The 18,386-nt window shown below is 71.2% G+C and carries 17 protein-coding genes; 9 read left to right on the top strand and 8 right to left on the bottom strand.

What is annotated here, in order from left to right:
* The first annotated feature begins 31 nt into the window (after positions 1 to 31).
* Positions 32 to 1,294 carry an NAD(P)/FAD-dependent oxidoreductase gene (locus OG982_RS07545; RefSeq protein WP_266788614.1) on the top strand — a complete coding sequence of 421 codons (1,263 nt, stop codon included), beginning with the start codon at positions 32 to 34 and terminating at the stop codon, positions 1,292 to 1,294.
* 111 nt (positions 1,295 to 1,405) lie between these two features.
* Here the strand turns inward: OG982_RS07545 and OG982_RS07540 are convergent, their stop codons facing one another.
* Positions 1,406 to 2,845, bottom strand: a complete 1,440-nt coding sequence (locus tag OG982_RS07540; protein WP_266788616.1) for a regulator — start codon at positions 2,843 to 2,845, stop codon at positions 1,406 to 1,408.
* A gap of 173 nt (positions 2,846 to 3,018) precedes the next feature.
* Between OG982_RS07540 and OG982_RS07535 the strand changes: the two genes are divergently transcribed.
* The 5 genes from OG982_RS07535 (at position 3,019) to OG982_RS07515 (ending at position 6,435) form a co-directional block, all read left to right on the top strand.
* The gene (locus OG982_RS07535; RefSeq protein ID WP_266788618.1) at positions 3,019 to 3,330 is read left to right on the top strand and encodes a hypothetical protein; all 312 of its coding nucleotides are present in this window, start codon (positions 3,019 to 3,021) and stop codon (positions 3,328 to 3,330) included.
* A gap of 77 nt (positions 3,331 to 3,407) precedes the next feature.
* Complete coding sequence (gene lipB / locus OG982_RS07530) at positions 3,408 to 4,205, top strand: lipoyl(octanoyl) transferase LipB (RefSeq protein ID WP_266788620.1); 798 nt, start codon at positions 3,408 to 3,410, stop codon at positions 4,203 to 4,205.
* A 110-nt stretch (positions 4,206 to 4,315) separates the two neighbouring features.
* The gene (gene lipA / locus OG982_RS07525; protein ID WP_266788621.1) at positions 4,316 to 5,263 is read left to right on the top strand and encodes a lipoyl synthase; all 948 of its coding nucleotides are present in this window, start codon (positions 4,316 to 4,318) and stop codon (positions 5,261 to 5,263) included.
* Positions 5,264 to 5,528: 265 nt separating this feature from the next.
* Positions 5,529 to 5,726, top strand: coding sequence for a hypothetical protein (locus OG982_RS07520; protein ID WP_214937012.1), 198 nt, complete (start codon positions 5,529 to 5,531; stop codon positions 5,724 to 5,726).
* Positions 5,727 to 5,736: 10 nt separating this feature from the next.
* The gene (locus OG982_RS07515) at positions 5,737 to 6,435 is read left to right on the top strand and encodes a DUF4191 domain-containing protein (protein ID WP_266788626.1); all 699 of its coding nucleotides are present in this window, start codon (positions 5,737 to 5,739) and stop codon (positions 6,433 to 6,435) included.
* A gap of 123 nt (positions 6,436 to 6,558) precedes the next feature.
* Here the strand turns inward: OG982_RS07515 and OG982_RS07510 are convergent, their stop codons facing one another.
* A complete protein-coding gene (locus OG982_RS07510; RefSeq protein ID WP_266788628.1) occupies positions 6,559 to 7,026 on the bottom strand; it encodes an RDD family protein in 468 nt (155 codons plus the stop codon).
* A 184-nt stretch (positions 7,027 to 7,210) separates the two neighbouring features.
* Between OG982_RS07510 and glnA the strand changes: the two genes are divergently transcribed.
* A complete protein-coding gene (glnA, locus tag OG982_RS07505) occupies positions 7,211 to 8,620 on the top strand; it encodes a type I glutamate--ammonia ligase (RefSeq protein WP_266788629.1) in 1,410 nt (469 codons plus the stop codon).
* A gap of 107 nt (positions 8,621 to 8,727) precedes the next feature.
* On the top strand, positions 8,728 to 9,045 hold the full coding sequence (locus tag OG982_RS07500; RefSeq protein WP_266788631.1) for a MazG-like family protein: 318 nt from the start codon (positions 8,728 to 8,730) through the stop codon (positions 9,043 to 9,045).
* A gap of 2 nt (positions 9,046 to 9,047) precedes the next feature.
* Here the strand turns inward: OG982_RS07500 and OG982_RS07495 are convergent, their stop codons facing one another.
* Entirely contained in the window at positions 9,048 to 9,710 is a 663-nt protein-coding gene (locus OG982_RS07495; protein WP_266788633.1) for a TetR/AcrR family transcriptional regulator, read from the bottom strand.
* Between the two features lie 85 nt (positions 9,711 to 9,795).
* Between OG982_RS07495 and OG982_RS07490 the strand changes: the two genes are divergently transcribed.
* On the top strand, positions 9,796 to 10,566 hold the full coding sequence (locus tag OG982_RS07490) for an SDR family NAD(P)-dependent oxidoreductase (protein WP_266788635.1): 771 nt from the start codon (positions 9,796 to 9,798) through the stop codon (positions 10,564 to 10,566).
* A 12-nt stretch (positions 10,567 to 10,578) separates the two neighbouring features.
* Here the strand turns inward: OG982_RS07490 and OG982_RS07485 are convergent, their stop codons facing one another.
* The 5 genes from OG982_RS07485 to lpdA all read right to left on the bottom strand — a co-directional run bounded on the left by OG982_RS07485 (position 10,579) and on the right by lpdA (position 18,196).
* The gene (locus OG982_RS07485) at positions 10,579 to 11,097 is read right to left on the bottom strand and encodes a DUF4240 domain-containing protein (protein ID WP_266788637.1); all 519 of its coding nucleotides are present in this window, start codon (positions 11,095 to 11,097) and stop codon (positions 10,579 to 10,581) included.
* Between the two features lie 123 nt (positions 11,098 to 11,220).
* Positions 11,221 to 13,905 (bottom strand): pyruvate dehydrogenase (acetyl-transferring), homodimeric type, encoded by a 2,685-nt coding sequence (aceE, locus tag OG982_RS07480; protein WP_266788639.1) that lies wholly within the window; start codon positions 13,903 to 13,905, stop codon positions 11,221 to 11,223.
* 231 nt (positions 13,906 to 14,136) lie between these two features.
* Positions 14,137 to 14,760, bottom strand: a complete 624-nt coding sequence (locus tag OG982_RS07475; protein WP_266792139.1) for a GntR family transcriptional regulator — start codon at positions 14,758 to 14,760, stop codon at positions 14,137 to 14,139.
* A 232-nt stretch (positions 14,761 to 14,992) separates the two neighbouring features.
* Positions 14,993 to 16,753 (bottom strand): 2-oxoglutarate dehydrogenase, E2 component, dihydrolipoamide succinyltransferase, encoded by a 1,761-nt coding sequence (gene sucB, locus OG982_RS07470; RefSeq protein ID WP_266788641.1) that lies wholly within the window; start codon positions 16,751 to 16,753, stop codon positions 14,993 to 14,995.
* Positions 16,754 to 16,807: 54 nt separating this feature from the next.
* Positions 16,808 to 18,196: a dihydrolipoyl dehydrogenase gene (lpdA, locus tag OG982_RS07465; protein ID WP_266788643.1), complete on the bottom strand. Its 1,389-nt coding sequence runs from the start codon at positions 18,194 to 18,196 to the stop codon at positions 16,808 to 16,810.
* Positions 18,197 to 18,386: the final 190 nt, after the last annotated feature.

Raw genomic sequence — 18,386 nt, 5'->3', positions numbered from 1 at the left:
ACACAGCCGCGCCGACCTCGGGGAGGGGCACGTGCTCACCAGCTCACACCATGCCGCGCACCATGCGGACGTCGTCATCGTAGGAGCCGGAGTCTCAGGACTCGCGGCCGCACAGCACCTGATCGCCGCAGGGGTCACCGTCACCGTCCTGGAGGCCGCCGACGGCCCCGGCGGACGGATGGCCACCGAGCAGGTCGACGGGTTCCGGCTGGACCGGATCGGCCGACCGCTCAACACCGCGTACACGGAGCTCGAACGCACCCCCGGCCTGGAGGCCCTCACGCTGCGGACCTTCGCGCCCGGCGTTCTGGTCCACAGCGACGGCAAACAGCACCGGGCCGGAGCCCGCACGCCGGCCCGCGCCCTGGCCAGCGGCTCCTTCGACCAGGCCCGGCTCAGCGCCGTCCTCGGCCGGCTCGCCGCCCTGCCCGTCGAGCGGGTCCTGGCCCGCCCGGAACGCACCGCCGCGGCCGCCCTGCGCTCCCGCGGCCTCGGTCTCGGCGCGACCCTGCGCCCCCTGCTCGCCACCCTGCTCTGCGACCCGGAGCTCGCCACCTCCAGCCGCGTCGCCGACCTGGCCCTGCGCACCTTCGCCCGCGGCCGGCTGGCCGTGCCCGAGGGCGGCGCGGCCACCCTGCCCGGGCTCCTCGCCGCCGCCCTGCCGCCCGGCACCGTGCGCACCGGGGTCCGGGTCCGCTCGGTGGCGACCAACCTGGTCACCACCGAGGAGCACGGTGACTTCAGCTGCCGCTCCGTGCTCCTGGCCACCGGCGCCCGCGCCGCCGCCGAGCTGCTGCCCGGGCTGCGCGTGCCCCGCTTCCACGAGGTCACCGTCCTGCACCACGCCACCGCCGGCCCGCTTCCGTGGGACGGCTCGCTGCTGCTGGACGGCGACCCCAAGTGGCCCGTCGCCCACACCACCGTGATGAGCGCGGTCGACCCGACGCGGGCCCCGGCCGGCCGCTCTCTGGTCACCACCACCGTGCTCGGCCCGCCGCCCCCGGCGCGCACCGTCGCCTCGCGCCTGGCCCGGCTCTACGACACCTCGACCCGGGACTGGGAGGCGCTGGCCGTCCACCACACCCCGGAGGCCGTCCCGGCCATGCCCCCGCCCTACGACCTGCGGCGGCCCGTACGGGTCCTGGCCGGGCTGTACGTGTGCGGCGACCACCGCGACAGCAACACCGTCCAGGGCGCACTGCACTCGGCCCGGCGCGCCGCCACCGCCGCCCTGCGCGACTTCGGCATCCCGCTCCCGGTCACCGCGGAGCCCGCCCTTCCGGTGGCGGCCTGAGAACCACCACGTCCGGGGTCCGGTCCCGAGAGGAACCGGACCCCGTTCTTCATGACGGCGCCGTCTTCAGGACGGCGCCTTCGTCGTGACGGCGCCGTCACGACAACGCCGTCACGACAGTGCCGAGACCCGGTCCCGGTAGGTCCGTACCGCCGAGGCGTCCCGGTACGGCTCCAGCCGCCGCTCGAAGTCCCGCACGTACTCCACCGCGCGCACCGACCGCATCTCCATCGCCTGCTGCGCCGCCTCCGCGCCCAGCGCGCACGCCTGGTCCAGCTCGCCCAGCCCCAGCCGGGCCGTGGCCAGCACCACCCGGCAGAACAGCCTCGACCGCGCGTACCCCGGGGCCCGCAGCTGGAGCGAGCGCTCCGCGTGCTGCGCCGCGGCCCGGTACTGCTGGAGGTCCCGGTGGCAGTGCCCGAACTCGTCCGCCAGCTGCGCCTCGTCGAAGGCCTTCGCCCAGTGCGGTACGTCGTCCCCCGGCCGGGCCGCGCCCAGCGACCGCTCGGCCCGCACCAGCGAGGCCGTGGCCGCCCGTACCTCGCCCAGCACCGCGTGCCCCCGGGCCTCCGCCGAGTGCAGCAGCGCCTGTACGACCGGCGGCGGGCCGGAGCCGACGCCCTGCTGGGCCACCCGGGCGAGCTGCACCGCCTCCCGGCCGTGGCCGAGGTAGACCGCCTGGCGGCTCATCGTGACCAGCACGTACGACCCGTACGGCCGGTCCCCGGCGGCCTGGGCGAGGCGCAGCGCCTGGACGAAGTACCGCTGGGCCAGCCCGTGCGCGGCGATGTCGTACGAGGTCCAGCCCGCGAGCCGGGTCAGGTCGGCGGCGGCCGCGAACAGCCGCCGCCCGGTGGTCTCCCCGTAGGTCCCGCGGAGCATCGGCTCCGCCTCGTGCTCCAGGTACCGCACCAGGGCCTGCCTCGCGTGCCCGCCGCCGTACGCGTGGTCCAGGGTCCGGAACAGCTCGCTCACCGACCGCAGCGCTGCGATGTCGCCGCCGGTCACCCGCTGGCCGGGGCCCCGGTCGATCTGCCGCTGGCGGGGCACGGAGGCGCGGCCCTGCACCGGGACCCGGGCGGCGGCCGGATCGGCGCCGCGTCCGACGCGTTCGTCGGCCCGCCCGATCAGCCAGTCCCGGCTGGGCACGACCAGCCCGGCCGGGGTGAAGGCGATCTTCCGCAGCTCGGCGTGGGAGCCGGAGTCCTTGCGCCACAGCCCGCTCGCGATGTCCACGGCCTCCTCCGGGGTGGCAGCGAACTCCAGACCCGCGTACACGGGGGCGCACGCGTCCAGGCCCAGGTCCTGCGCCGACAGTCGGCGCCCGAGGCGCCGGGTGAAGACCTCGGCGATCAGCGCGGGGGTGGTCCCGCGCGGCTGCTGCCCGCGCAGCCAGCGGGTCACGGATGTCTTGTCGTAGCGCAGGTCGAGACCGTGTTCCAGGCCGAGCTGGTCGACGCGGCGGGCGAGCCCGGCGTTGGAGAACCCGGCTTCCGCGATCAGCGCCGCGAGCTGCCGGTTGGGGACGCGCTGGGCAGGTCGTTCCGTCATCGGCTCCACGGTTTCCTGACGTGACGGACCGGAGTCCCGGCCCTGTGAACGGCGTGAATGTAGCGGCGAACTTCGTTCATACCGCCCGCTCTGCCCCACATTCATCCGATCGTGTGCAGAACCGGTAGGGCTCTTTACGGATCGACCCCTTCCGTCCGCGTACGCTGCGGGCCATGACCCGATGGCCCACCAGGCCGGACCCCCCTCGCGAGTCCACCACCCCGCTGACCGCGCCCGAGCTGACCGAAGCCGAGTGCCGGCGGTGCGGCACGTACATCGCGGGGCTCGACGGGCGGTACGCGTGCGGGGTGTGCGGCTGGGTGAACGACCACTCGGAGGGCCACCGCCGGCTGCCGAGGGCCGACGAGGACCCGGACCGGCCCGCCAGGGGCAGGCGCCGCCCCCGTCAGCTGCCGGGGCCCCCGCCGGAGCCCGGTCCCGGGCCGCTGCCGGGCCCGCCGCCAGGGTCCGCGCCGGGCGCCTGAGGGGGCTCGCGCGGGCCGCCGTACTCTTGGCTGGGTGCGATACGTGCACACAGCAGGTTCAACGAGGAGGCGCCGCGGTGTCTGAGCTTCGGTTTGTCCATCTGGGCTTCGGGCCGGAATCCGTCGAGTACACCCAGGCCTGGGACGAGCAGCGGCGCGTGCACGCCGCCCGCTTCGCCGACGAGACGGCCGACACCTGCCTGCTGCTGGAGCACCCGCCCGTGTACACGGCGGGGCGCCGCACCGACCCCGCCGAGCGCCCGCTGGACGGCACGCCCGTCATCGACGTGGATCGCGGCGGCAAGATCACCTGGCACGGCCCGGGCCAGCTGGTCGGCTACCCGATCATGAAGCTGCCCCGGCCGGTGGACGTCGTCGCGCACGTCCGCCGCCTGGAGGAGGCGCTGATCCGCACCGCCGCCGAGTTCGGCCTGGAGACCACCCGGGTGGAGGGCCGCTCCGGGGTCTGGGTGCTCGGCGACCCGGTCGAGGAGCGCCCGAGGATCGGCGGCCTCGCCCTCGACTTCGACCCGCGGCTGACGGACGAGGAGTTCGACCCGCGCCTGAACGGCCCCGAGTACGCCCCCTCCAACGCCGGCCAGCGCCGCGAGGACCGCAAGCTCGCCGCCATCGGCATCCGCGTCGCCAAGGGCGTCACCATGCACGGCTTCGCGCTCAACGTGAACCCGGACAGCACCTGGTTCGACCGGATCATCCCCTGCGGGATCCGGGACGCCGGTGTGACCTCGCTCTCGTACGAACTGGGCCGGGAGATCACCATCGCCGAGGTGGTCCCGGTCGTCGAAAAGCACCTGAAGGACGTACTGGAGCAGGCCGAGCCGCGGCCCCGGGTGATCGAGTCGGCCGCCGGCTGACAGCCGGGGGAATGCGTCCGCCCGCCCCCAGGTTGGCGGACGTAAGAGCGTATGAAATTACGGGCGTACCCTGGTGGGCGCCGAAGAATCGAAGTCACAGGGAGCCGGTCGTGTCCGCAGTCGCACCCGACGGACGCAAGATGCTGCGCCTGGAGGTCCGTAACAGCCAGACCCCCATCGAGCGCAAGCCCGAGTGGATCAAGACCCGCGCGAAGATGGGTCCCGAGTACACGAAGATGCAGGCCCTGGTGAAGGGCGAAGGACTGCACACGGTGTGCCAGGAGGCCGGCTGTCCCAACATCTACGAGTGCTGGGAGGACCGCGAGGCCACCTTCCTCATCGGTGGCGACCAGTGCACCCGGCGCTGTGACTTCTGCCAGATCGACACGGGCAAGCCCGAGGCCCTGGACCGGGACGAGCCGCGCCGTGTCGGCGAGTCCGTGGTCACGATGGACCTGAACTACGCCACCATCACAGGCGTCGCGCGCGACGACCTGGCCGACGGCGGTGCCTGGCTGTACGCGGAGACCGTCCGCCAGATCCACCAGCAGACGGCGGGCCGCGAGGCCGGCCACACCAAGGTCGAGCTGCTGGCCCCCGACTTCAACGCGGTCCCGGAGCTGCTGGAGGAGGTCTTCGCCTCCCGCCCCGAGGTCTTCGCGCACAACGTCGAGACCGTGCCCCGCATCTTCAAGCGGATCCGCCCCGGCTTCCGCTACGAGCGCTCGCTCGACGTGATCCGGCAGGCCCGCGCCTACGGCCTGGTCACCAAGTCGAACCTGATCCTGGGCATGGGCGAGGAGCGCGAGGAGGTCTCGCAGGCCCTCAAGGAGCTGCACGAGGCCGGCTGCGAGCTCATCACCATCACCCAGTACCTGCGGCCCTCGCCGCGGCACCACCCCGTCGAGCGCTGGGTGAAGCCGGCCGAGTTCGTCGAGCTGGCGAAGGAGGCCGAGGAGATCGGCTTCTCCGGTGTGATGTCGGGCCCGCTGGTCCGTTCCTCGTACCGCGCCGGGCGCCTCTACCAGCAGGCGATGGAGAAGCGCGCGACCGTGTGAAGCGGAGTGCGGCGCGACGTGTGACGCGGCGTGTGACGCGGACTACACAGTGGAGTCCGTGAAGTCACGCACAAAGTCTTACCAGTGGGTAACACCGCATCGACGCGGCCCCTAGGCTCTTCGAGGGAAGAGGAGCCCGGCGGGCCGCGTCAATATTTCATCACGTTTGACCGGCCGGTCATGCCCTGGTAACACCAGTCAGTGACGCTGGGTCCACGCAGCGCACACACTTCGCCGACGCGAGCACCGAGAGAGGGATCGACTTATGCAGGCCGCGCCCGTTCGCGCCATCGCCATCCCGTCCTTCACCGACGCCTTCCGCGGCATCGAATCCCTGCTCATGAGCGGTGCCCGGCGCAATGCCTGGACCGCGGTCCTCGAAGACCGCCGCAGAGCCAAGGACCGGGTCGAAACCGAGCACGTACTCGAGGCCGCGGCGACCCGTACCCCGCAGGCCACGTAAACTTCGCCTTATGGCGAGGAAGTCAAACGCAGAGACTGCTGCGAACCCCGGGCGACTGAAGCAGATCGCCCTCACGTACAAGATGACGCGCAAGGCCGACCCGAAGGTCGCTCTGATCGTCGCGGGCGTGGGAATCGTCACCTTCGGTGTCTTTCTTGCGATCGGCTTCCTGATCGACCACCCGGTCTACCTGGGCATCCTGGGCTTCCTGGTGGCTTTCCTCGCGATGGCGGTCGTCTTCGGGCGACGGGCCGAGCGGGCTGCCTTCGGGCAGATGGAGGGACAGCCGGGCGCCGCCGCGGCGGTACTGGACAACGTGGGCCGGGGCTGGACGACCACCCCCGCCGTCGCGATGAACCGGAACCAGGACATCGTCCACCGCGCCGTCGGCAAGGCGGGCGTGGTGCTGATCGCGGAGGGCAACCCCAACCGGGTGAAGACCCTGCTCGCGGCCGAGAAGAAGAAGCTGGCCCGGATCATGCCGGACGTCCCGGTGCACGACTTCATCGTCGGCACGGGCGAGGGCGAGGTTCCGCTCAAGAAGGTCCGCACGACGCTGCTCAAGCTGCCGCGCGTGCTGTCCGGCCCGCAGATCACCCAGGTCAACGACAAGCTGCGCGCCATGGGTGACCTCATGAGCAACATGCCGCTGCCGAAGGGCCCGATGCCCAAGGGCATGCGGATGCCGCGCGGCGGGAAGATGCGCTGACCCCCGTCTGACGGGTTACCCGCTTTTCGTATACGACGCTTACCAGACACAGGGGCGCCCCCGAAGCCATCAGGCTCGGGGGCGCCCCTGTGTCTGCCGGTGTCGCGTGTCCGGCGCTGCCGCCTAGATCCGCACCTGTACGGCGCGGGCCAGCCGGTCGTGCAGGCCGCGGCCGTCGCGGTCCCAGATCAGCGCCGGGACGACCAGGGCCAGCAGCAGGGTGCGGACCACCACGCGGAAGAACCCGAGGCGGCCGCCGTCCTGCGCGACCACCCGCAGGCCCACGATGCGCTTGCCGGGCGTGGAGCCCACGGTGGTGACCGTCAGGATGCTGAGGGCCACGAAGAGCGCCAGCGTCCAGTTGCCGGCCGCTTCCAGGTTTCCGCCTGTGATCAGCCCGTACGCGATGAGCTGGCAGCCGATCCAGTCGATCGCCACCCCGCCCAGGCGGCGCCCGAAGCGGGCCACCGAGCCGGGGCCCTGCTGGGGCAGACCCAGCCGCTGGCCCGGGTATCCGAAGTCGGCGCCCATCTCCTCCGCGGTCGCGCGGGGGCCGGAGAGCCAGGATCCGATTGCTTGCCTGTTGTCCACCCGAACACGGTACCGGTGCTGCCTCCCGGCGCTCCGGCGGGACCCTGGTTAACTTGTGCGAAACAAATGGGTCATGCTTGAGAAATCCCGTGTGCTTATGGTCGGGTCAGCGTGCGGCACCGCACTGACGCACCACGAGCTATAAAGCCCGCCCTGCCCCGGGGTCGGGAGTAGGAGGAGTTGGATGTTCCAGAACGCCGACGAAGTGAAGCAGTACATCGAGGAGAACGACGTCAAGTTCGTCGACGTCCGCTTCTGCGACCTGCCTGGTGTGATGCAGCACTTCACCATCCCGGCTCGGGCATTCGACCCGGCGGAGGAGCTCGCCTTCGACGGCTCCTCGATCCGCGGCTTCCAGGCGATCCACGAGTCCGACATGGCGCTGCGTGCCGACATCACCACCGCGCGCCTGGACCCGTTCCGCAAGGACAAGACGCTCAACGTCAACTTCTTCATCCACGACCCGATCACGGGCGAGGCCTACAGCCGCGACCCGCGCAACATCGCGAAGAAGGCCGAGGCGTACCTCGCCTCCACCGGCATCGCCGACACCGCGTACTTCGGCCCCGAGGCCGAGTTCTACGTGTTCGACAGCGTGCGCTTCGCGACCTCCGCGAACGAGGGCTTCTACCACATCGACTCCGAGGCCGGCGCCTGGAACACCGGTTCCGAGGAGAACAACCGCGGCTACAAGGTCCGCTACAAGGGTGGTTACTTCCCCGTAGCCCCGGTCGACCACTTCGCCGACCTGCGCGCCGAGATCTCCCTCGAACTGGACGCCCAGGGCCTCCAGGTCGAGCGCCAGCACCACGAGGTCGGCACCGGCGGCCAGGCCGAGATCAACTACAAGTTCAACACGCTGCTGGCCGCGGCCGACGACCTGATGCTCTTCAAGTACATCGTGAAGAACGTCGCCTGGCGCAACGGCAAGACCGCGACCTTCATGCCGAAGCCGATCTTCGGTGACAACGGCTCGGGCATGCACGTCCACCAGTCCCTGTGGGCCGGCGGCGAGCCGCTGTTCTACGACGAGGCCGGCTACGCGGGCCTGTCTGACACCGCCCGCTACTACATCGGCGGCATCCTCAAGCACGCCCCGTCGCTGCTCGCCTTCACCAACCCGACGGTGAACTCGTACCACCGCCTGGTCCCGGGCTTCGAGGCGCCGGTCAACATGGTGTACTCGCAGCGCAACCGCTCCGCCGCCATGCGCATCCCGATCACGGGCTCGAACCCGAAGGCGAAGCGCGTCGAGTTCCGCGCCCCGGACCCGTCCTCGAACCCGTACCTGGCGTTCGCGGCCCTCCTGCTGGCCGGCCTCGACGGCGTCAAGAACAAGATCGAGCCGATGGAGCCGATCGACAAGGACCTCTACGAGCTCTCGCCCGACGAGCACGCGAGCGTCCCGCAGGTCCCGACCAGCCTGGAGGACGTCCTCAAGGCCCTGGAGGAGGACCACGAGTACCTCCTGGCCGGCGGTGTCTTCACCCCGGACCTGATCGAGACCTGGATCGACTACAAGCGCACGCACGAGATCGCCCCGATCGCCCTGCGCCCGCACCCGCACGAGTTCGAGATGTACTTCGACATCTAAGCCGTAGCGGCCCGGTGATCCACCGAAGCCCCGCCCCTCTCACCACGGAGGGGCGGGGCTTCGTCGTTTCCCGCATGACGCCCGGCCGGGCGGGCTAGCTTCGGGGCATGGATGATCCGTGGAAGACCATCGGGGCGCTCGTGGCGCGGTTCGACGCGCACGACCGGGAGCGGGGGGTCGCGCACGAGGAGAGCGTCACGCTGCAGATCCTGAAGATCGGCGAGGAGTTCGGCGAGGCCGCGCAGGCCGTGATCGGGGCCAAGGGCACCAATCCCCGGAAGGGGAACTCGCACACCTGGGGCGACGTGGAGGCGGAGGTCGCCGACGTCATCGTCACGGCCATGGTGGCCCTGGCCCGGATGCGGCCCGACGCCCCCGCCTTCTTCGCCGAGCACCTGGAGGAGAAGTCCCGGCGGTTCCTGTGACCTCAGGCGGACGGCTTCAGCAGTGGCATCGAGCCCGTCAGGGCGTGGAGGCACCGGACCGCCAGTTCGGGCGGGGAACCCGGGCCCGAGACCGGGGCGTCCGTGGTCGACCAGAGTTCCAGGGCGATGCGGATCGCGTCCGTGGCCGCCGCCGCGAGCAGCCGGATGTCCATCGGGTCGGCGTCCTCGCCCGCCAGCCGGGCGATCACCGGGACCAGGCGCTCCTCGGAGTCCTGGTTCACCCGGTACCAGACGGCGCGCAGCGCCTCGTCGGAGGCTGCCGCGCGCAGCAGGCCGCGGGTCACCTCCAAGCCCTCCTCGATCGCCTGGAGGTCGCTGAGGGAGCGGGTGACCGCGCGTTCCAGCGCCTCGGCGAGCGGGGTGCCGGGGTCCTCCTCGGCGAGCAGGGCGCGCCACGCGTCGCCGCCGCCCGCGAGCAGCGGGGCGACGGCCTCCTGTTTGTTGCGGAAGTAGCGGTAGAACGTGCGCAGTGCCACGCCCGCGCGCTGGGCGATGTCCTCGGCGGTCGTGCCGTCGGGGCCGTGTTCGGCGAAGAGTTCGCAGGCTGCGCGGGCGATGTCGAGCTGGGTGGCGGCCTTGCGGCGCTCGGTCAGCGACGGGGCTCCGGGGCCGGCCTGGGGGGAGTACGGACGAGGGGATCTCACGAGTGAAGCGTACCGCCCGGGGCGTGAGCGATTGCATGCTTTGACACTCTGGCAAAACGTGCCACCTGCTCGGTACGCTCGCCCCATGAACCGTTACGAAGGACGACGCGTCCTCATCACCGGCGGCGGCTCCGGCATCGGCCGGGCCACCGTCCACCGCATCCTCTCCGAGGGCGGCCGCGTCCACGCCGTGGACATCAGCGAGGCCGGCCTGAAGGGGACCGCCGACAAGGCGCTCGCCGACGGTCACGCCGGCCGCCTGACCACCGCCGTGCTCGACATATCCGACGAGGCGGCCGTGCGGGGCGCAGTCGCCGCCGCCGTCCAGACGCTCGGCGGGCTGGACGTGCTGGTCAACGCGGCGGGCATCCTGCGCTCCGCGCACACCCACCAGACCACCCTCGACCTCTGGAACCAGGTCATCTCGGTCAACCTGACCGGCACCTTCCTGGTCATCCGCGAGTCGCTCCCGGCGCTGCTGGAGGGCGACCAGCCGGTCGTCGTGAACTTCAGCTCCACCTCGGCGAGCTTCGCCCACCCCTACATGTCCGCCTACGCGGCCAGCAAGGGCGGCATCCAGTCCATGACCCACGCGCTCGCCGCCGAGTACAGCAAGCAGGGCCTGCGCTTCGTCGCCGTCGCGCCCGGCTCCATCGAGTCAGGCATGACCACCGGCAACGGCCCCGGCCTGCCCGAGGACACCGACTGGAGCCTGTTCGCCAAGCTCGCCCCCGCCCTCGGCCAGGGCTTCGCCGGCCCGGAGACGGTCGCCGGCGTCGTCGCGATGCTGGGCTCCGAGGACGGCGCCTTCATCACCGGTACGGAGATCCGCATCGACGGCGGCACGCACTGCTAGGCGGCGTCGCGCTCAGCCTCTGAAGCGGTCCCACAGCCGGGGGAAGCGCTCCGCGAGCACGGCTTCGTTCTCGAAGTCCAGCGGGGCGCCCTCCGGCTCCGCCGGCTGGAGCGCGACCCCCAGATCCGGCGCCACGGCCCCCGTCAGCTGCTCGTACGCCTCGTCCGCCGCGTACCCCAGCTCCTCGCCGTCCCCGTCGATCTCCTCGTCGAACTCGCCCAGGAGCTCGGCCAGCTGGTCCGGGTCGTGCACCCCGCCCTCGAAGACCTCCCGCCCCTGGCCGATCAGCCAGCACCGGAAGTAGTCGAACGCGTCGTCGCTCGCCCCGTCGAGCAGCACCCACGCCGCACCCCACAGGTCCCAGGTGTACGCCCGGTTGTACCGGGACTCGAAGTGCCGGGCGAAGTCCAGTACGGAGTCGGGATCGAGCTGCGCCAGCCGCTCCACGAGCAGCTCGGCATGCTCCTCGGGGTCGCCCTCGGCGGCCTCGCGGGTACGGTCGACGATCTCCCAGAACTCCGTCTCGTCCATCACCGCTCCAGCATCACGGGTCCACCCCCGCGCCGCCACCGCGCATACGGCCAAAGGCCGGTGTCCGACCCCCGTTACGGGGCGGACACCGGCCTCCGGTGTGCTGTGCGCGGGCGCGGGGCCTTACAGGCCGTAGCGCTCCCGGGCCTCCTTGACGGAGGACGCGGGGACCTCGCCGCGGCGGGCGAGCTGGGCCAGCGCGGCCACGACGATCGACTGGGCGTCGACACCGAAGTGGCGGCGGGCGCCCTCACGGGTGTCGGACAGACCGAAGCCGTCCGTGCCCAGCGAGGTGTAGTCCTGCTCGACCCACTGGCTGATCTGGTCCGGGACCTGACGCATCCAGTCGGAGACGGCCAGCACCGGGCTCGTGACGCCCTCCAGCGCGCGGGTGACGTACGGGGTGCGCAGCTCGCCGCGCAGCAGCGCCTCGTCGCACTCCAGCGCGTCGCGCCGCAGCTCGCCCCAGGAGGTGGCGGACCAGACGTCGGCGGCCACGTTCCATTCGGCGGCGAGGAGCTTCTGCGCCTCCAGGATCCAGTGGATCGCCGTGCCGGAGGCCATCAGCTGGATCTTCGGGGCGTCGGCGGCCGGGGCCGCCTCCGCCAGGTCCGCCGCCGTGTTGAAGCGGTAGAGACCCTTGAGGATGCCCTCCTCGACGCCCTCGGGCATCGCGGGCTGCGGCTTCGGCTCGTTGTAGACCGTCAGGTAGTAGAAGACGTCCTCGGGCTTCTCGCCGTACATCCGGCGCAGGCCGTCCTTGACGATCACCGCGATCTCGTACGCGAAGGCCGGGTCGTAGTTGAGCGACGCCGGGTTCGTGGACGCGATCAGGTGCGAGTGGCCGTCCGCGTGCTGCAGGCCCTCACCGGTCAGCGTGGTGCGGCCGGCGGTGGCGCCGACGATGAAGCCCTTGCCGAGCTGGTCGGCGAGCTGCCACATCTGGTCGGCGGTGCGCTGCCAGCCGAACATCGAGTAGAAGATGTAGAACGGGATCATCGGCTCGCCGTGCGTCGCGTACGACGTGCAGGCGGCGATGAAGTCGGCCATGGCGCCGGCCTCGGTGATCCCCTCGTTGAGGATCTGGCCGTCCTTGGCTTCCTTGTAGTACATGAGCTGGTCGCGGTCGACCGGCTCGTACGTCTGGCCCAGCGGCGAGTAGATGCCGGCCGACGGGAAGAGGGACTCCATACCGAAGGTCCGGGCCTCGTCGGGGACGATCGGCACCCAGCGCTTGCCGGTCTCCTTGTCCCGCATCAGGTCCTTGACGAGCCGGACGAAGGCCATGGTCGTGGCCATCTCCTGCTTGCCGGAGCCCTTGAGCAGCGGGGCGAAGGAGCGCTCGGCCGGGGCGGGCAGGGCCACGTGGTGGACCTTGCGGGCCGGGGCCGGGCCGCCGAGGGCCGCGCGGCGCTCGTTCAGGTACTGCACCTCGGGGCTGTTCGCGCCCGGGTGGCCGTACGGGACCTTGCCGTCGACGAAGGCGCTGTCCGGGATCGGGAGGCCAAGGAGGTCGCGCATGTCCTTGAACTCGTCGGTCGTCAGCTTCTTCATCTGGTGGTTCGCGTTCTTCGACTCGAACCCGGCGCCCAGCGTGTAGCCCTTGACGGTCTGCGCGAGGATGACCGTCGGCGCGCCCTTGTGCTCCAGGGCGGCCTTGTACGCGGCGTAGACCTTGCGGGGCTCGTGGCCGCCGCGGGAGCTGTGGAAGCACTCGGCGATCTTCGCGTCGGAGAGCACGCCGGCCAGCCGCACGAGCTCGGCGTTGGCGCCGAAGAAGTGCTGGCGGATGTAGGCCACGTCGCGGGTCGCGTACGTCTGGAACTGAGCGTCCGGTACCTCGCGCAGGCGGCGCACCAGGGCGCCCGTGGTGTCGAGCTGGAACAGCTCGTCCCAGGCGGAGCCCCACAGCGACTTGATGACGTTCCAGCCGGCGCCGCGGAACTGGGCCTCCAGCTCCTGGACCACGCGGAAGTTGGCGCGAACCGGACCGTCGAGGCGCTGCAGGTTGCAGTTGATGACGAAGGTCAGGTTGTCGAGCTGCTCGCGGGAGGCGAGGGCCAGGGCGGCGGTCGACTCGGGCTCGTCCATCTCGCCGTCGCCCAGGAAGGCCCAGACGTGCGAGTTGGCGGTGTCCTTGATGCTGCGGTTCTGCAGGTAGCGGTTGAAGCGCGCCTGGTAGATCGCGGACAGCGGGCCGAGGCCCATGGACACCGTCGGGAACTCCCACAGCCACGGCAGGCGCCGCGGGTGCGGGTAGGACGGCAGGCCGTTGCCGCCGGACTCCTGGCGGAAGTTGTCGAGCTGCTGCTCGGAGATGCGCCCGTCGAGGAAGGCGCGGGCGTAGATGCCGGGGGAGGCGTGGCCCTGGATGTAGAGCTGGTCGCCCGATCCGTCGGCCTCCTTCCCGCGGAAGAAGTGCTGGAAGCCGGTCTCGTAGAGCCAGGCCGCCGACGCGAAGGTGGCGATGTGGCCGCCGACGCCGTACTTGGAGCCGCGGGTCACCATGGCGGCCGCGTTCCAGCGGTTCCAGGCGGTGATCTTGGCTTCCATCTCCTCGTCGCCCGGGAACTCGGGCTCGGCGGAGGTGGGGATGGTGTTGACGTAGTCCGTCTCCAGCAGCTTCGGCAGCGCGAGGCCGGCGGCCTCGGCGTGCTGGAGCGTGCGGCGGAGCAGGTATTCGGCGCGGCGCGTACCGGCGGCCTTGGCGACGGCATCGAGGGAGGCCGCCCATTCGGCGGTCTCCTCCGTGTCGCGGTCCGGGAGCTGGTCGAGCTCGCTCGGAAGCTTTCCTACGGGGTCGGACATCGGTGTGCGCCGCCTTCCGGACAAAGGAGAGGTGGTGAAAAAATCCCTGACGGGCAGGACAGGGTCGGTGGGCCCGATTGGGGCCCGCCGACGACTGTAAATCGCTGATCGATGATCGATCAAATAAATGTGACGAATAAACGTCCATCTGACGAAAGTCGGCACCGGGTGCCAGGGAAACAGGCACCCGGTGCCGGGTAAATCAGGGCAAGACGGGCGGGCCGGCGACGTTCAGGCGCGGGGAGCGCACCCCAGGACGTGCCGCTTCACGAGCAGCCCGATCTCCGGATCCTGGCTGCGGAACGCCTCGACGAGGGCCGCGTGCTCCTCCGCGTACGACTTCTGCACGGTCCCGAGCCAGCGGATGGACAGGGCCGTGAAGACCTCGATGCCCAGGCTCTCCCACGTGTGCAGCAGCACGCTGTTCCCGGCCGCGCGCACCAGCTCCCGGTGGAACCCGACCGTGTGCCGCACCTGCGCGGTGCCGTCCTCGGTCCGGTCCGCCTCCCACAGCGCCGCGACGTGCGGCTCCAGCGCCGAACAGTCCGCCGCCAGGCGCGGCGCGGCCAGCTCGGCGGCGATCTGCTCCAGACCCGCCCGGACGGGGTAGATCTCCTCCAGGTCGGCCGCCGACAGGTTCCGTACGCGCACGCCCTTGTTCGGCGCCGACTCGATCAGCCGGAGCGTCTCCAGCTCCCGCAGCGCCTCGCGCACCGGCGTCTGGCTGACCTCCAGCTCCACGGCGATCCGCCGCTCGACGATGCGCTCGCCGGGCTTCCAGCGCCCGCTGACGATCCCCTCCACGATGTGCTCGCGGATCTGCTCGCGCAGCGAGTGCACGACGGGTGGGGTGATCATCGGCGGTTCATCTCCTGTGGGCACGCAGGGGGGTGATGCGTAGACAATACGGCGGAGTAGGCCCGAGCGAAGTGTTCCTGACAGGCGCCGCCGGGGTGAGGCTGGTTACAGGCGGGGCTTTTCTGCGAACCGGAACCAGGGGCGCCCGGACCATGACGACGGCCCCCTCGTCCGGAGTGGTTCCGGACGAGGGGGCCGTGACGAGGCGGCTGCCGCGGGGGCGTGAGCCTTACAGGCCGAGCTCGACCTCGAACTCGCCGGCCTCGAGGATCGCCTTGACGGCCGTGAGGTACCGGGCCGCGTCCGCGCCGTCCACCAGGCGGTGGTCGTAGGACAGGGTCAGGTACGTCATGTCGCGGATGCCGATGTTCGTGCCCTCGGCGGTCTCGATGACCACCGGGCGCTTCACCGTGGCACCGATGCCCAGGATGGCGACCTGGTTCGGGGGCACGATGACCGTGTCGAACAGCGCACCGCGCGAGCCGGTGTTGCTGATGGTGAAGGTCGCGCCCGACAGCTCGTCCGGCGTGATCTTGTTGCCGCGGACCTTGGCGGCCAGGTCGGCGGTCGCCTTGGAGATGCCCGCCAGGTTGAGGTCGCCCGCACCCTTGATGACCGGGGTCATCAGGCCCTTCTCGGAGTCCACGGCGATGCCGATGTTCTCCGAGTCGAAGTAGGTGATGGTGCCCTCGTCCTCGTTGATCCGGGCGTTGACGACCGCGTGGGCCTTCAGCGCCTGGGCAGCGGCCTTGACGAAGAACGGCATCGGCGAGAGCTTGACGCCCTCGCGGGCCAGGAAGGAGGCCTTGGCCTTCTCGCGCAGCTTCATGATCTTGGTGATGTCCACCTCGACCACGGAGCTGAGCTGAGCCTGCGAGTGCAGGGCCTTCATCATGTTGTCGCCGATGACCTTGCGCATGCGGGTCATCTTGACGGTCTGACCGCGCAGCTCCGAGACCGCGGCGGCCGGGGCCTTCGCGGCCGGGGCGGCGGCAGCCGGAGCCGGGGCGGCAGCGGCGGCCTTGGCGGCCTCGGCGGCGGCCAGGACGTCCTGCTTGCGGATACGGCCACCGACGCCGGTGCCCGAGACCTCGGACAGGTTGACGCCGGACTCCGAGGCGAGCTTGCGCACCAGCGGGGTCACGTACGCGCCCTCGTCACCGGCCGAGACCGGGGCGGCGGGGGCGACGGGAGCCGCGGGGGCGACCGGGGCCGGAGCGGCCACGGGGGCCGGAGCGGCAGCGACCGGGGCCGGGGCGGCAGCGACCGGGGCCGGGGCGGCAGCGACCGGGGCCGGGGCGGCGACCGGAGCCGGGGCAGCCGGAGCGGCCACGGGAGCCGGGGCGGCGGCCGGGGCGGCCGGGGCGGCCGCGGGGGCGGCACCGGCGACACCGATGACGGCCAGACGGGCGCCGACCTCGGCCGCCTCGTCCTCGTTGACCAGGATCTCCAGCAGCGTGCCGGAGACCGGCGCCGGGATCTCGGTGTCGACCTTGTCCGTGGAGACCTCGAGCAGCGGCTCGTCGGCCTCGACGCTCTCGCCGACCTGCTTCAGCCAGCGGGTGACGGTGCCCTCGGTGACGCTCTCGCCCAGGGCGGGGAGAACGACGTCCGTGCCGGAGGCGGCGGGGGCGGCAGCGGCGGCGGGAGCCTCGGCGACCGGGGCCGGGGCCGCGGGGGCCTCGGCGGCCGGGGCCTCGGCGGCCGGAGCCTCGGCGGCGGCCGGAGCCGCGGCCTCGGCCGGCGCGCCCGAGCCGTCGTCGATGACGGCCAGCTCGGCGCCGACCTCGACGGTCTCGTCCTCGGCGACCTTGATGGAGGCCAGGATGCCCGACACGGGGGACGGGATCTCGGTGTCGACCTTGTCGGTCGAGACCTCGAGCAGCGGCTCGTCGGCCTCGACGCGCTCGCCCTCGGCCTTCAGCCAGCGGGTGACAGTGCCCTCGGTGACGCTCTCACCGAGCGCCGGAAGGGTTACGGAAACCGACATGGTTTCAGTTGCTCCTAACGAAAGTGCGGAAGTGGTCGTCGCGCCCGTGACGAATTAGTCGTGGGAGTGAAGCGGCTTGCCGGCCAGGGCCAGGTGGGCCTCGCCCATCGCTTCGTTCTGGGTCGGGTGCGCGTGGATGAGCTGCGCGACCTCGGCCGGCAGAGCCTCCCAGTTGTAGATCAGCTGGGCCTCGCCGACCTGCTCGCCCATCCGGTCACCGACCATGTGGACGCCGACCACGGCACCGTCCTTGACCTGGACGAGCTTGATCTCGCCCGCGGTCTTCAGGATCTTGCTCTTGCCGTTGCCAGCCAGGTTGTACTTCAGGGCCACGACCTTGTCCGCGCCGTAGATCTCCTTGGCCTTGGCCTCGGTGATGCCGACGGAGGCGACCTCGGGGTGGCAGTACGTGACGCGCGGAACGCCGTCGTAGTCGATCGGGACGGTCTTCAGACCGGCCAGACGCTCCGCGACCAGGATGCCCTCGGCGAAGCCGACGTGCGCGAGCTGCAGGGTCGGGACGAGGTCACCGACGGCCGAGATGGTCGGCACGTTGGTCTGCATGTACTCGTCGACCAGGACGTAGCCGCGGTCCATCGCGACGCCCTGCTCCTCGTAACCGAGGCCCTGCGAGACCGGGCCGCGGCCGACGGCGACCAGCAGCACCTCGGCCTCGAAGGTCTTGCCGTCGGCCAGCGTGACGCGCACGCCGGTCTCGGTGTACTCGGCCTTGTCGAAGAAGGTGCCGAGGTTGAACTTGATGCCGCGCTTGCGGAACGCGCGCTCCAGCAGCTTGGAGCTGTTCTCGTCCTCGACCGGGACGAGGTGCTTGAGGCCCTCGATCACGGTGATGTCGGAGCCGAAGGACTTCCACGCCGAGGCGAACTCGACGCCGATGACGCCGCCGCCCAGGACGATGGCGGACTCGGGGACGCGGTCCAGGACCAGGGCGTGGTCCGAGGAGATGATGCGGTTGCCGTCGATCTCCAGACCCGGCAGGGACTTCGGCACGGAGCCGGTCGCCAGCAGGATGTGGCGGCCCTGGACGCGCTGGCCGTTCACGTCGACGGAGGTCGGCGAGGAAAGGCGGCCCTCACCCTCGATGTAGGTCACCTTGCGGGAGGCGACCAGGCCCTGCAGACCCTTGTACAGGCCCGAGATGACCTCGTCCTTGTACTTGTGGACACCCGCGATGTCGATGCCCTCGAACGAGGTCTTGACACCGAACTGGGCGGCTTCGCGAGCCTGGTCCGCGATCTCGCCGGCGTGCAGCAGTGCCTTCGTGGGGATGCAGCCGTTGTGCAGGCAGGTGCCGCCGAGCTTGTTCTTCTCGATCAGGGCAACGTCCAGACCCAGCTGGGATGCGCGCAGAGCCGCGGCGTAACCGCCACTGCCACCGCCGAGGATCACTAGGTCGAAAACGGTGCTGGCGTCGTTCGCCACGTCACGTCCTCCATGCATGTGCGCCGGGCACCGGTCCTCTGTGACCGGGCGGCGGCTGGTAATCGGCCGCTTGTTTCTTCGGCCCTGTGGTGGGGGCCCTGTCCTGCCGAGAACCCATCTTCGCATTTGTCGGGGGAACGCGGGACGCCGGGCCCGGACTGTGACAGGTCGTTCTGCCCGAAGAAACGGT

This window comes from Streptomyces sp. NBC_01551 (assembly GCF_026339935.1).
In the GTDB taxonomy this organism is placed as follows: domain Bacteria; phylum Actinomycetota; class Actinomycetes; order Streptomycetales; family Streptomycetaceae; genus Streptomyces.
Note: the sequence above shows the minus strand (reverse complement) of the source record. Positions and strands in the feature narration are given on the sequence as shown.